The sequence below is a fragment of the Paenibacillus sp. XP01 genome (assembly GCF_057364885.1).
Genome location: NZ_CP139481.1, coordinates 5,919,870 through 5,932,724 on the forward strand (window position 1 = coordinate 5,919,870; position 12,855 = coordinate 5,932,724).

Consider the following 12,855-nt stretch of genomic DNA (forward strand, 5'->3'; position numbering starts at 1 on the left):
GGCCAACAAACGATGCCCATTTTTCGCGACGCAGGACCCTTTTCCCAAGTATGCCCGCATCATCGCCGCGATAGACGATGGCCGATAAGATTCACCGCTTCTCCATCCTCGCCCCGGCTCATTCCAATGAGATTCCAATAGGCCGAATGCCTTGATGGTCTAACAGTGGTCGCAGCTTCCCGCCTCGGGTTTGCGCTTGCCGGATTCCGCGTCTTCCGTAATCTTTCCCGGTTTATTCCCACCGTCACCGGGCAACAAATCGGCGCAGGCACGCTCCAAATACGGGTCTGCATGAATGAAATCGCGGAATGCCGTATACTCGCTCCACAACGCCTCCGTCTGGCCGGCTTGTCCGCGGACGGCGCGAATCAGGATGTTTTTCGGCGTATGCTCCATATCGATGAATTCGAGCAGCTGCGTTTTGTACCCAAGCAGGTCGAGCAGTTTGGCCCGAATGGCATCAGTCGCCAGCGCCGAGAAACGTTCCTTCAGGATGCCATGCGACAGCAGCGCCTCCATAACGGGAGCTTCGATCTGGTTAAACAATTCATGCTGGCAGCAAGGCACCGACAGAATGACTGAAGCGCCCCAGCGAACCGCCTTTTCGAGCGCAGCATCCGTAGCCGTGTCGCAGGCATGGAGCGTGACGACCATATCGACTTCCTGCAGTTCGTCATAGTCGGCAATATCGCCCACCAGAAACTTCAAATCGCCGTAATGCAGACGTTTGGCCAAATCATTGCAGTGCTCGATTACGTCCGCTTTCAAGTCGAGGCCGATGATGCGCAGCGACCTGCGCTGCTGAATCGACAGATAATGGTACAGCGCAAATGTCAGGTACGACTTGCCGCAGCCGAAATCGACGATCGTCAGCGGCCGTCCTTCCGGCAGATGCTGGATCACGTCCTGCACCATTTCGAGAAAACGGTTGATCTGCCGGAACTTGTCATACTTGCGGGCCAGCACGCGCCCTTCTTCGTTCATGATGCCAAGCTCCACCAGGAACGAAACGGGAATGCCTTCCTCCAGCACATACTGTTTCTTTCGGTTATGCGACAGGTTCGCCGCTGTTTTGGACGGGGATTTGGTCAAAATGGATACCTTATATTTTTTGCTGATCAAAATCTGATAGTCCGCCTCCACCGTGCAGAGCATCCCTTGGCGGAACGTCTCCTCGCACAGTTGAATCATGCGTTCCTCCGCCTCGTCCGGCGTCAAATTTTCATGCAGCACTTTATTGCTATGATGAAATGCGAATTGATAATGCAGCTGATTTTTAATCGACACCGGCTTGACCTGCACTTTGGTAAACGACACGTTGTCTCGTCTGCGCAGCTGGCTCCAGGTCGCCGTGATCAGCGAATTCTGCTCAAAGATGTCATGTATTAGATTTCGCAACGAATCCACGGGGTACATCTCACTTTCGGTTTGGTTTGGTCAACCGTTACCATACCATAATTCCGTTTCCTCTCCAAGTGAAGACCGCTAACAGCCCGCCATGGCAAAGCATTCCGTTTCATCAAGGATGCTCAGGGCGCCATGAACGGTTGTATAGCTCGGGTCGGCCCGTTTCAAGCTCGCTTGATCCAACTTGGGCAGTCGTTCATTTCTCCCGCATAACCTTCCTTACTTGTGCAGCTCGGCGAGTCCCTCTTCCACTTCGTCCCGCGGCAAACCTCCGTTCGCCAATTGTTCATCCTCAAGCTGAATCAAGCGCTCATAAAATGCGATCACGTCGCCGCGATAATCCTGCGGCAGTTGTTCCTGGGAACGAAGAATGCGATACCAGCTGTTCTCGGCCAGATCAAACTTTCCCTGATGTTCCCGATATAATGCCAGCTGTTTTTCCGTCTTTGGCGGAAGTGCATATTCCTTCGTTTGCTCCAGAATGGCCTCAACCCGTTCAGGTGCGTCCAGCAGCTTTTTGTCCGCACCATGATTCAAGGCATACAGATAAAAATGGAGAACTTTCATGAAACGGATCCATTGTTCATCCTCCGCATCCCGCCGCTCCTGATCATCGATGCCCTCCACTTTGGCCTTTTCCCCGAAAATATGGGCTTCTTCTTCGATCAGCCGTGCCGCTTGTTGCAAATTATCGACTTCTATGACACCGCGAAAGCGGAACATTTCGATCACGTCATCCACCGGAAGGGAATTCAGCAGCGAAGAGTTCATGCCAAACTGCCTCCGCAGCAATTCATCCAGTTCGGTCAATGCCTCCGTATGTTTGCGCTGTTGTCTAAGCGTAAATGCTTTGCCGATTGCCTCGGTCATTTCCTCCATCATACGGAGCAGATAGTCTTTCCTGAACATCGCGCAGCCCCCTCGTCCATCCCTTGTTCATAATCCGAACCCGACAGGATCGGTCCTTGGTCATTATTGTAATTCATGATTTGCCAAAAAGCCAAAGCCCCCGCAAACCCTTCAAGGGGCTGCGGGGGCTAAGTCAAGCAAATAGTTGCTATTTTATCGGGAAAGCCCTGACATAAATTGTTTAATGACCTGAATCAATGATTCGGGGGCTTCGTACATGCTCATGTGCCCGGCTTCGGCAATGACGTGCTGAACGATATTCGGCTTATCGCTCGTAAACATCCGCTCGGGCGGAACGACGGCATCCTTCTCGCCGGCGACCAGCAATACCGGAAGCGACGCAGCCGACAGCACATCCCTTCGGTCCGGACGCTCCCTCATCGCCATCGCGGCTCCGGCTGCGCCTTGGGGAGGGGTTCGATAACCGATTTCTTTAACGCGCTGAACTTTTTCCGCAAACGACTTGACGTGCTCTGGCGCAAAGAGCCCGGGAACAAGCCCGTCCACGAAGCTTACAATCCCGTCGTTCCGAATCGTCGAGACGGCGCGCAGCCGCTTCTCTTTGGCCTCTTCCCCGTCCGGATATGCGGTGGAATGAACCAGCCCGAAGGCTTGCAGCCTCTCCGGATGCTGCTCGGCAATGGCCAAGGTGACATAACCGCCCATGGAATGGCCCAGCAGGACCGCTTTCTCAATATGCAGCTCGTCCATCAGGCCAAGTACATCGTTACCCATTTGTTCAATCGTATAGGGCCCTTCGGGAGCATCGGTTGCGCCATGTCCACGAAGATCGGGTACAATACAACGATATTGGCGTGCCAGCTCGGGCACCACTTCTTCCCAATAGGATGAGCTGCCGCAGAAGCCGTGCAGCAAAATAAGAGCCTCGCCTTCTCCCTGATCGGCATAACTTATCTTTGTCCCATGACATATCACTTGTTCCAATGTTCGTTCCTCTCCTTCTGCGCGTATCGTTTATGACATCCATTATAACCCATTTCCATGTATTCAAGCTGTTAATCATTAAGCCCCTGAAGGAACGGATGAAACAGCTAACGCCGTCTCGCAGCATCGGCTGCCGCTTTGGCAATCGTTTGGGCCATGCCCATGACCAGGTGAAGCGAAGTCATCTGCAGAATTGAATAGGGCCTGGGACCATTCGCATTGACGACGGCCGCAATGCTGTATTGCCCAACCGGTGGCAGCTTTCCGCCAACCGACTCGGCCGGAAGCAGCGGTTGATCCGAAAGAAAATAGGTGTTTATCGCCTCTCTTGGTCCCAAGCAGGCGTCAATCGCAACGATGGCATGATTGGCCGGAATCAGAGCCAGTCTTTTTTCCAGCGTATCGGCATCACAAGGAGATGCCAACGTTCCCACGACATGAGCCATCCCGCGTTCGACGAGATAGGTTCCGGTCAACGGCCCGAGAGCATCCCCTGTGGAACGATCGGTTCCGATGCACGCAAAAGTGACCTCATCCGGTGGATGCTGCTTATAAATATCGCTGAAAAAGAAGAACAGCTCGTTCCCGGGCACTCCCTTGCGGGGATTCCGGCCCTGTCCGCGAATCCATTCCCTTTTATACGTAGGCACTACGCTTCTCTCCTTTGCACATGCATGTTCCGCGATGTTTGTTCTGCCATCCATTGTAACCGAAGCCCGGATTCGCCGCAAAAGCATTGGCCTCCGTCAGCACGTCATGATACAATGACAAGAGCTTTCGATACGGAAGGGATGAACAATAACGATGGATCTGACGCAAGCGAGTGCGGAAAATATCGAATATATGATTGAAGCGATCAAAAACAAACTGCGGATGGCCAGCGGAGCTGCCATGCAGGCCTCTGCCTTCCCGCTGGACAAGTATGAAGATTTGTTTGACCTGTACGAAATGGTCATGGGCAAGGAGCATTTGAGCATCTCCGAAGTGGAGGCCGTTGCGTCCGAGCTCGGAAAACTCCGCAAAGCCTGATCGTACCGCACCATTTTCTCACACGATCACAAAATGAGGACCTGTTCGCCCCTTTTATGGGCAAACAGGTCCTCTTGGCATGCAGCGGGGTGCTCAAAAGCAGGAGCATGCTGCTGCGATCAGCAAAAATTTGAACGTTCGTCCGGTGTTTCAACCCTCCCCGCCAAGCCAGCTTTCGATTCTTGCCTTATTTCAGGCCAGTCAGCACAAACTCGGCTTCCGCTCTGCCAACGATAGTCCCGGCGTCATTGCGGATGTCTAATGGGTATGCTTCTGACAGACGGTCGAGCAGCTTTGTGTTGGCATAGCCGATTTGCCGCAGGATGGACTGGACAATCCATGCCCATTCTTCCTCGGAGCCGTCCAGCACCTTAAACGTGATGCCCAGTCTCTCCTTCTTAAGCGCAAAGCCAAATACGCCTTTGAATCCGCCCTTGGCTACGATGTTCTCGTCTTCCAGCAGTACCGAATCCACGCGATCGGTTCCACCCACCATCAATGGATGCTGGTGCATGGCCGACGTGATGGTTTCCACGGCGCGCCGGGTCGCTTCATCCTTGATCAGGTCGGGACAGGCCAGCTTCAAGTATGCTTGGCCGAGTGCCGACAGCGGCAGCGAAAATACCGGAAAGCCGCAGCCATCCGTCCCCAATTTGATGTCATGCTGTTCAATGCCGGCCAACTCGGACAGCGTCTGCAAAATTTCGCGCTGCACAGGATGTTCGGGCTCGGCATAGGTGCCCAGATCCACTTGTTTCATCTGGCTGTACCCCAGAATTCCCAAATGCTTGCCTGAGCAATTATGCAAAATCCGCCGTTTTTCTCCCTGATTCCGCAACCATTGATTCCGGCTCTCTTCATTCAATGGATAGCTTGGGGCGCAAATCAGGCATTCCTCGCCCAGACCGATTTTGTGCGACAATTGCCCCAACACCTGGATGTGTTCAGGCTCTGAGCGATGGGAAGATGCCATGATGGCGATCTCGCGGGCAGTCAGCCCATAGTGTTCGGCCATTCCCGCCCGGATTCCCGGAATCGCCTGAAACGGCTTCGCCGACGAACGGGTAAATGCTCTGAAATGAGGATCGCCCGCCGAGTAAACGACCCGGCCATTCTCATCCGTGATGCTTATGTGTCCATAATGGGCGCATTCCATGACGCCGGCCCGATATTCTTTAATCAACAAAGCACTCTCCATGCGAGTCTCTCCTTTATGCTTTCGTTTCATCTCTGCTTTGCGTCTAAACGCCGCATGGGATATCTTTAGATAGTATAGTACAAATGCGCCGTTTTTACAGTTTTTTTGCGATACCGCACCCCGGTGCCGGGTAACATTTCTCCATTCGACATCAAAGGAGGCGTCACCATGCTCCGCAAAATGTATGCATTTCCGTCAGGCTCTTCGTTTCCGCTGCTTCTATGGGGCGTTTACGCCATTGCTGCCAGCTCGCTGTCCGTCATCTTGATCGCCGCGATCGGAGCCTTGTTGGGAACCGAAACCATTATGAGCTGGGACAATCGCATCCAGCAGCTTTTGTACTTGCATTCGGAATCCCGCCTGCGGCTGCTTCCAACGATTTCGTTGATCAGTTCCCTTGGTTCATTCAAGATCACGACCGTGATCGCAATCGTGTTATTTCTGCTGTTCTTTGGAAAACGCACAGCCCGGTTCCTCATTTATGGATATGCGGTGTTAGGCAGCTTTGCGATGATGTGGATTTTAAATACGGGGCTCAAGTCCATATTTCGGAAAGACAGGCCGGAGCTTGAACATCTGTCGACCGTAACCGGATTCAGCTTTCCGAGCGGACATGCCATGATCGCCATGGGATTTTACGGCATGCTGTTCATCATCTGGGCCATTGAACGCCAGAGGCAGTCCAAAAGCATCCTCCTGCCCATCGCCTGCGGAACGACCTTCATTGCATTGCTTGGATGTAGCCGGATTATGCTGGGTGTTCATTTTCCGACAGACATCATGGCCGGTTATGCTGCCGGACTGGCATGGATGTTGTGCATGACGCAAGGGATCAAGCGGTCACTGTCCTAATCCATTTCGCGGAGGAAGCCTATTTCAGGTAAAGGAGACTCCCTCCGGCTGTTTCATCCCGCCTTCCCCGTGTTTATATACGAGTAAGCCAACGTTGATAGACGATTCGTTGCAATGTCAGACAAGATTGGTTCGTCCCTTTAACGTTATCGTTCAATTTCGAAGAAGGAGTGATTGACATGAATAAAGCTGAAGAACAATATCCTGTACAGAGCGGTTCGACCTTTGCCAAAGGTTTGTTCATCGGGGGCCTGTTGGGCGCGGCGGCTGCGCTCCTGTTCGCGCCAAAACCAGGACGCGAGCTGCGCGGCGAACTCAGTGAAAAAGTCGGTATCGTGACCGACCGTACGAAGGAAGTTGCCGCGGTTGTCAGCGACAAGGCAACCGAGCTGGCCAAAACCGTTTCTTCCAAAACGTCGGACTTGGCCAAAACGGTCAGCCAAGGACGCGACGAGGTCATGGACTCCGTTCGCAAGGCTTCTGCAGACGTTGCCGAGGAAGCAACCAAAGCTACCAGCCAGGTGGCAGCCGCTGCGGAGGATGCGAAGGAAGATACGCGCAAGGAGCTTAATTCGACCAGCATGTAATAATCCTGGAACGAAAGCTACCTCAGCCAGCTGGACTCCAGCTGGCTTATTTCCGTTGCGGAATGCGAAGAAACGATTCGTTGTAGGATGAGGAGGATTAGCGATGAACAAAGTTACGATTAACGGAAAGGCTCCTCGCCATCAGGAGCCAGGCAACGCGCCACGGCTGTATGACACGGCAGATCACCCCTTTGAGCTGAGACATGAAGTCAAGAAGCTGAACACACGGTTGGACCAAATTGCGGACAGTCTCGAAAAGTCCCAGATCAAAGATATCATTGAAAACTACTCCAATCCGAAAAAACGCATCATCACCAATTTTACCGCCGGTTTATCCCGGGGGCTCGGGCTTACGCTCGGCACGTTTGTGTTTCTGGGTCTGCTTGGCTTGATCCTGAGCCAGTTTGTGAACATGCCGATTATCGGGCAATACATTGCCGATCTTCTCAGTTACATCGACGATTACAAAAAGTAATTGCAAACCTCCTGCTCCTCCCGACCTTAACGGCGTTTATCGGTATCCTCCGCCGTGGGCCGGGAGGATTCCCCTTTCAGCAAATCTCCCGTCCATCCTCTCATCATCATCCATCCGTACATCCCTGCCATGCTGGCCAAAATGAGCGCAATGATCAGAACGACTCCCCAAGTTTTATCGATGAAAGGCAAATTTTCAAAGTTCATGCCCCACACAGCTCCCGCTACGGTTGCCGGCGTGCAAACCGAAGTCACGATCGTCAGCGTTTTCATAATTTCATTTCCGCGTATGCCTGAAGCCGCATTGTCGATGGAAATCAAGGTGTCTATCTCCTTTTCGTAATGCTTGAACAGGCCATCCATTCGTTCGACCCGGTATGCCAATTGGCGAAAGAATCGACTCTCTTCCAGTTCCTCCAGAAAGGCCTCCCTGGATGCAGCGATCAACTCCGCAAAAGGGATAAAATGGTTGCTCCAATATAGCAGCTCAAAACGGGCAGCAAGGATCTGGTCCATTAAAGTTCGGTTGTTGCGCGATTCCATTTTGCGTTCCAACCCGCGCAGGTTCATTTCGAATTGATCCATCCCGACATGGTAATAATGCAGGATCGCCCTGAACAAAATGAACATGCCTTCCCGTGCATCCTTGGCTTGCTGCAGCATCGCTGCACGTTCGCCGGTGCACATGATTCCCCTGGTGTTATCGTCCAAATTGAGCGTAAACAGCCTGCCCCGATCCATATAAAAATACATTTGGTACTCCTGACGCTCGCTGGCTCTCTCATTCTTGACCGCATACAACAACGATCCGAAAATGACCGGTACTGTTCCATTCATGAAACGGACGGACAAATAGTTGGATTTTACTTCGGGAATTTTGCGCAGCCAGTGCTGCATCTCGGGATATATTTCAATGAGATCGTCCAATGCATCCCGCAAGCCGTCCTCGTCTGTAGCAACCCAATCCCACCACTCCCAGTTGTTCAAAAAAAATTGCCTGTCCCGCCTGAATTCCGGCTTTGCCTTCTCTTTGCTCATACAATCACTCCCGTATCGCATTCCTGTTCGTTCATCGGTTTGCAGCTCCAAAAAGGACACGCTTCCATGATGCGGAATGACGTGTCCTTTTTTATAGCCTCCATCTCGCCAACTGTGCAAACGCTCTGGTCACAGCGGTGTGTTGGACATGATTTGTTTTAATTTTTCGGTCGCCCTCTTCTGGATCCGAGAGACGCTCATCTGGGATACACCCAGCTTCTGCGCAATGGCCCGCTGCGACTGTCCATCCTGGAATGCCAATATCAATACTTTCTGCTCCTGCTCTTTCAGTTGTCCCAGTGCCTGCTGCAGGTCCATGCGTTTCTCCACGGAATCGAAGTCATTGGCATCCGTGCTGATCAGTTCGCCCAACGTTGCCGCGCTCTCGTCTTGGGACAACGGGGAATCGAGAGATACATAGTGGTAACATTCCCGGCCTGCCAACACTTCGATGGTTTCCTCGGGAGACAAATCGAGATACTCCGCAATTTCCTCCACGCTTGGCGATCGCTCCATCTTGACGGTCAACTCATCGATCGCATGTTGGACCAAGGCACCTTTCTCCTTAATCCGCCTTGGAACCTGGATGTACCACGACTTGTCCCGCAAATAGTTTTTCATGTGCCCGATCATGCTCTTCATGGCATACGGTTCGAAAGGCACGCCCAAATTGATATCGTATTGCTGCAGCAACCGAATTAAAGCCATTTGTCCCGTCTGATACAGATCCTCATACAGATCAGGGCGGTTTCGCGCGATTTTTCCGGCCGCCATTTTGACCATCGGTTCGTATTTGCGGACAAGGACGGTTGCGATCTCGTTATCCTTGGTCTGCTGATATTCCCAGATCAAACCGACGGATTCAGACATGGACTCTGGAGGAGTCACTTTTTCGCTCATACTTTCTCCTCACTTCTTGCAAGGCGTTTGACAAGGATGACCTTGGTGCCTTTCCCCGCTTCGCTTTCCACGCTTACGTCATCCATTAGGGCCTGCATCAAATAAAAGCCGAGGCCCCCTACCTGAGCATCCTCCAGATGCGTGTTGTGAAGGCCTGCGCGCGAAACAGCCGGGTTTACGTGAGTAAAGCTTTCTCCTTCGTCTTTGACCGTGATGGCCAGCTTTTCCTGATCCACTTCAAACACAACTTCGACCATGCCGCCCTCATGCGCGTAGGCATACAATACGGAATTGTTGCACGCCTCGGATACGGCTACCTTCATATCTTCAATATCCTCGTAAGAGAAACCCATTTTGGACGCCACGCCATAAAGATTCAACCTTACAATATCAACATACTCAGCCGTCGCAGGCAAATTTAAAGTAATTCTCTGAACTTCTGCATTCATTCCTTTTTCGATCCTTTCCTATTGGAGATTCTTCTGGGAAACAAAGAACTTGGCAATGCCCGTCATATCGAACAGCTTCTGAATCTGCGTCGGAACGTCCCGTACCTCGAAACAACCTTTGCCGTGCCGTGCCTTCAATACCGATAACAGGATACCGATCCCCGTACTGTCGATGTAGTTCAAATCTTTCATGTTGATGATCAAGTCCTGATCCTGGTTCACGACCAGCGGTTCCATCACCAGGCGAAATTCAGGAGCAACCGACAAATCCAGTTCACCCGTCAAATAAACGGTGCATACGCCATCCTGTATCTCGGTTCTTGCATTAAATTTCTCGTTTTTATTTGTATTCATTAGACATCTCTCTCCTGATTAATGGTTTCCTTACCTAATAACCGAATTGCGGCCGGATGAAACAACCTGTCCAATGGAAAACAATTCAATTCGCTTGGTTCATCGCCGATGCGGCTGTTTCGATCTTCAAACGTTGTTCCTGAAATCGGGACAGCTTCGTTCTCACGCTCCCCAGTTTGACAGGCTTGCTGATATAATCGTCCATGCCGGCATTGAAACAGCGCTGCTGAACTCCTTCCATCACGTTGGCCGTCATGGCAATGATGATCGGCTGTTTATCCCGTGGCACCGTTTCCCGGATCCTTCGGGTGCATTCCAGCCCGTCCATAACAGGCATCTGTAGATCCATGAATACGTAGTCGTATCGGGGAGAAGCCTGAATCATGTCCAGCGCCTTTTGCCCATTCTCGGCCACTTCGGATCGCAGGCCTATTTTACTGAGCATAACGGACATCAACTTCAAATTGATCGGATGGTCGTCGACGATGAGCACAGCGGGATGCATCTCATCCTTTCGTACATCTTCCATCCGGTCTTCGCCGCCTGCCACGAACGATTCGTCTTCTTCATAACGACGCGCGCTAATCGTGAATACGAACGTAGCTCCCCGTTTCTCGGCCGTGTCCAGATAGCGGATGCTGCCGCCCATCATTTCTACCAGCGTTTTGCAAATGGCAAGGCCAAGTCCCGTCCCCCCATATTTGCGCGTCATAGATGTATCCAGCTGCGAAAAAGGTTGGAAGAGCAGCTCGGCCTTATTCGGTGCTATGCCGATTCCGGTATCCTTCACCGCAAACTCCAGCGTAATCCCTTGGTCTGACTCTTCATTGACTGACACGATGAGGTAAATGCCGCCTTGATCGGTGAATTTGACCGCATTGGCGATGAGATTCATCAACACCTGGCGAAGCCGGGCCATATCGCCTTGAATCAGTTTGGGTACGGCGTCGTCTATGAAGTAATCCAGCTCCAGATTTTTTTTGCCGGCTTCCGCAGTGAAAAATTCAAACACTTCGCGCACGCAGGAAAGCAGCTCGAACGGGTGCTCCTCCAGCTCCATTTTGCCGGAATCCATTTTCGTAAAATCAAGAATGTCATTGATGACGGTGACGAGGGTGTCGGCGCTGCGCCGTATAATCCCCGCATATTCCTTCTGATCTTCCTTCAACTCGGTTTCCATCAACAGGTCCACCATGCCAATGACTCCGTTCATGGGGGTGCGAATTTCATGGCTCATCATCGCGAGGAATTCCGTTTTGGCTTTCGCGGCGATTTCAGCCTCCTCTTTGGCGCGAACCAGCTCTTGGTTCATTTGTTCGAGTTCCATCGTTTTCTGGTGCAGCAGCATCGTCTGTGTTTTCAACCTTTTGTTCGAAATGAACATTTCTACGAATCCGTCAATTTTGGACTTCAAAATTTGCGGGATGAACGGCTTCACCATGTAATCGATCGCTCCGGCAGAGTACCCTGCAAACAGATGCTCGGCTTCCCTGCTGTTGGCGGAAATGAAAATAATCGGCACATCCTTGGATTTATCCCTGGCTTTAATCAGCCGGGCCGTCTCGATCCCGTCCATCCCAGGCATCTGCACATCGAGCACGATGACCGCGAATTCGTCCTTTAGCAAGCAGCGAAGGGCTTCTTCTCCGGAAGTTGCCTTAACCAGGCTATACCGCTCCGACTCCAGAACCGCCTCCAGCGCGAGCAAATTCTCGGGGCGGTCATCTACCAATAAGATATGGATTGGTTCTTTGAGCCCCATCGTCAAAACCTAACCCCCTATTTTATCTTCCGATATATTTTTTCTGTTCGGTCCAACGGCTCGTAGGCCTCGCTGAATTCCGTGAAATGCACGGACTCCTTGGAACCCAAAACAAGAATGCCGAAATGGCTCAGGCTTTCGTGAAACAACCCGTGCACGCGATTCCGCAATTCATCGTTGAAGTAGATCATGACGTTCCGGCAAAAAATGACGTTAAACTCGTTAAACGAGCGGTCCGTCGCCAAGTTGTGTTCGGCGAATATGATGTTTTTCCGCAAGAACGGGTGGAACATGACCGAATTGTATTTGGCCGTATAATACTCGGAGAAAACCCCTGTCCCGCCGGCCTCCAAATAATTCGTCGTATACAGCTTCATTTTTTCAATCCCATATACTCCTTCCTTAGCCTGCTGCAAGGAGCGGTCGTTCATGTCCGTGGCATAAATTCTGGCCTTGTCGTACAGTCCTTCCTCATGCAGCATGATGGCCATGGAATATACTTCTTCTCCCGTCGAACACCCCGCATGCCATATCCGGATATATGGATACGTGCGCAGCACGGGAATGATCTGTTCGCGGAACAGCCGGAACAATGACGGGTCTCGAAACATTTCGGTTACAGGAATGGACAGGGTATGGACGAACCGATCGAACGAGGAACGGTCATGGAGAATGCGTTCCTGCAACCCCGATATCGTTCCGACGCCCTCGGCATGGGCATAATGCCATATTCTTCGTTTGAGGGATGGCAGCGCGTAATTTCTGAAATCGTATCCGTACAATCGGTGCATCCCTTCCAGCAGCAGCTGGATTTCGATCAGTTCCCGCTCTTCTTCCTGAGGCATATTTGAAGGGCCCGTTTCCTTCTCCCTTGATTCCCACGATGTCATAATTTTTCTCCACTTCTATGTTTATGGTTGCACGTCATGGTACTGTTGTTTCTTCATTACC

15 protein-coding genes are annotated in these 12,855 nt (G+C 51.7%); 4 read left to right on the forward strand and 11 right to left on the reverse strand.

Annotation, left to right across the window (positions count from 1 at the left end; all coding sequences use genetic code 11):
• Positions 1 to 159: 159 nt before the first annotated feature.
• From SNR34_RS26730 to yyaC, 4 genes are all read right to left on the reverse strand, one after another.
• Positions 160 to 1,416 (reverse strand): class I SAM-dependent methyltransferase, encoded by a 1,257-nt coding sequence (locus tag SNR34_RS26730; RefSeq protein ID WP_486180570.1) that lies wholly within the window; start codon positions 1,414 to 1,416, stop codon positions 160 to 162.
• 210 nt (positions 1,417 to 1,626) lie between these two features.
• Entirely contained in the window at positions 1,627 to 2,316 is a 690-nt protein-coding gene (locus tag SNR34_RS26735; protein WP_236420557.1) for a DUF6483 family protein, read from the reverse strand.
• Positions 2,317 to 2,469: 153 nt separating this feature from the next.
• Positions 2,470 to 3,261: an alpha/beta fold hydrolase gene (locus SNR34_RS26740; protein WP_236420556.1), complete on the reverse strand. Its 792-nt coding sequence runs from the start codon at positions 3,259 to 3,261 to the stop codon at positions 2,470 to 2,472.
• 107 nt (positions 3,262 to 3,368) lie between these two features.
• The gene (gene yyaC / locus SNR34_RS26745) at positions 3,369 to 3,911 is read right to left on the reverse strand and encodes a spore protease YyaC (protein ID WP_486180571.1); all 543 of its coding nucleotides are present in this window, start codon (positions 3,909 to 3,911) and stop codon (positions 3,369 to 3,371) included.
• 154 nt (positions 3,912 to 4,065) lie between these two features.
• Between yyaC and SNR34_RS26750 the strand changes: the two genes are divergently transcribed.
• Positions 4,066 to 4,290 (forward strand): DUF1128 domain-containing protein, encoded by a 225-nt coding sequence (locus SNR34_RS26750; protein ID WP_236420554.1) that lies wholly within the window; start codon positions 4,066 to 4,068, stop codon positions 4,288 to 4,290.
• A gap of 187 nt (positions 4,291 to 4,477) precedes the next feature.
• Here the strand turns inward: SNR34_RS26750 and SNR34_RS26755 are convergent, their stop codons facing one another.
• The gene (locus tag SNR34_RS26755) at positions 4,478 to 5,488 is read right to left on the reverse strand and encodes an asparaginase (RefSeq protein ID WP_486180572.1); all 1,011 of its coding nucleotides are present in this window, start codon (positions 5,486 to 5,488) and stop codon (positions 4,478 to 4,480) included.
• A gap of 168 nt (positions 5,489 to 5,656) precedes the next feature.
• Between SNR34_RS26755 and SNR34_RS26760 the strand changes: the two genes are divergently transcribed.
• The 3 genes from SNR34_RS26760 (at position 5,657) to SNR34_RS26770 (ending at position 7,402) form a co-directional block, all read left to right on the forward strand.
• Positions 5,657 to 6,340 carry a phosphatase PAP2 family protein gene (locus tag SNR34_RS26760; protein WP_236420552.1) on the forward strand — a complete coding sequence of 228 codons (684 nt, stop codon included), beginning with the start codon at positions 5,657 to 5,659 and terminating at the stop codon, positions 6,338 to 6,340.
• Positions 6,341 to 6,519: 179 nt separating this feature from the next.
• The gene (locus SNR34_RS26765) at positions 6,520 to 6,927 is read left to right on the forward strand and encodes a YtxH domain-containing protein (RefSeq protein WP_236420551.1); all 408 of its coding nucleotides are present in this window, start codon (positions 6,520 to 6,522) and stop codon (positions 6,925 to 6,927) included.
• Positions 6,928 to 7,030: 103 nt separating this feature from the next.
• A complete protein-coding gene (locus tag SNR34_RS26770) occupies positions 7,031 to 7,402 on the forward strand; it encodes a DUF5665 domain-containing protein (RefSeq protein WP_236420550.1) in 372 nt (123 codons plus the stop codon).
• 26 nt (positions 7,403 to 7,428) lie between these two features.
• Here SNR34_RS26770 and SNR34_RS26775 read toward each other — a convergent pair whose 3' ends face one another.
• The 6 genes from SNR34_RS26775 to SNR34_RS26800 form a co-directional block, all read right to left on the reverse strand.
• A complete protein-coding gene (locus SNR34_RS26775; RefSeq protein WP_486180573.1) occupies positions 7,429 to 8,439 on the reverse strand; it encodes a magnesium transporter CorA family protein in 1,011 nt (336 codons plus the stop codon).
• A 129-nt stretch (positions 8,440 to 8,568) separates the two neighbouring features.
• Complete coding sequence (locus SNR34_RS26780) at positions 8,569 to 9,339, reverse strand: sigma-70 family RNA polymerase sigma factor (protein ID WP_236420548.1); 771 nt, start codon at positions 9,337 to 9,339, stop codon at positions 8,569 to 8,571.
• On the reverse strand, positions 9,336 to 9,788 hold the full coding sequence (rsbW, locus tag SNR34_RS26785; protein ID WP_236420547.1) for an anti-sigma B factor RsbW: 453 nt from the start codon (positions 9,786 to 9,788) through the stop codon (positions 9,336 to 9,338). The genes SNR34_RS26780 and rsbW overlap by 4 nt, the downstream gene beginning before the upstream one ends.
• A gap of 18 nt (positions 9,789 to 9,806) precedes the next feature.
• Complete coding sequence (locus SNR34_RS26790) at positions 9,807 to 10,142, reverse strand: STAS domain-containing protein (protein WP_236420546.1); 336 nt, start codon at positions 10,140 to 10,142, stop codon at positions 9,807 to 9,809.
• Positions 10,143 to 10,227: 85 nt separating this feature from the next.
• Entirely contained in the window at positions 10,228 to 11,904 is a 1,677-nt protein-coding gene (locus SNR34_RS26795) for a response regulator (protein WP_236420592.1), read from the reverse strand.
• A gap of 17 nt (positions 11,905 to 11,921) precedes the next feature.
• Complete coding sequence (locus tag SNR34_RS26800) at positions 11,922 to 12,749, reverse strand: CheR family methyltransferase (protein ID WP_486180574.1); 828 nt, start codon at positions 12,747 to 12,749, stop codon at positions 11,922 to 11,924.
• Between the last annotated feature and the right edge of the window lie 106 nt (positions 12,750 to 12,855).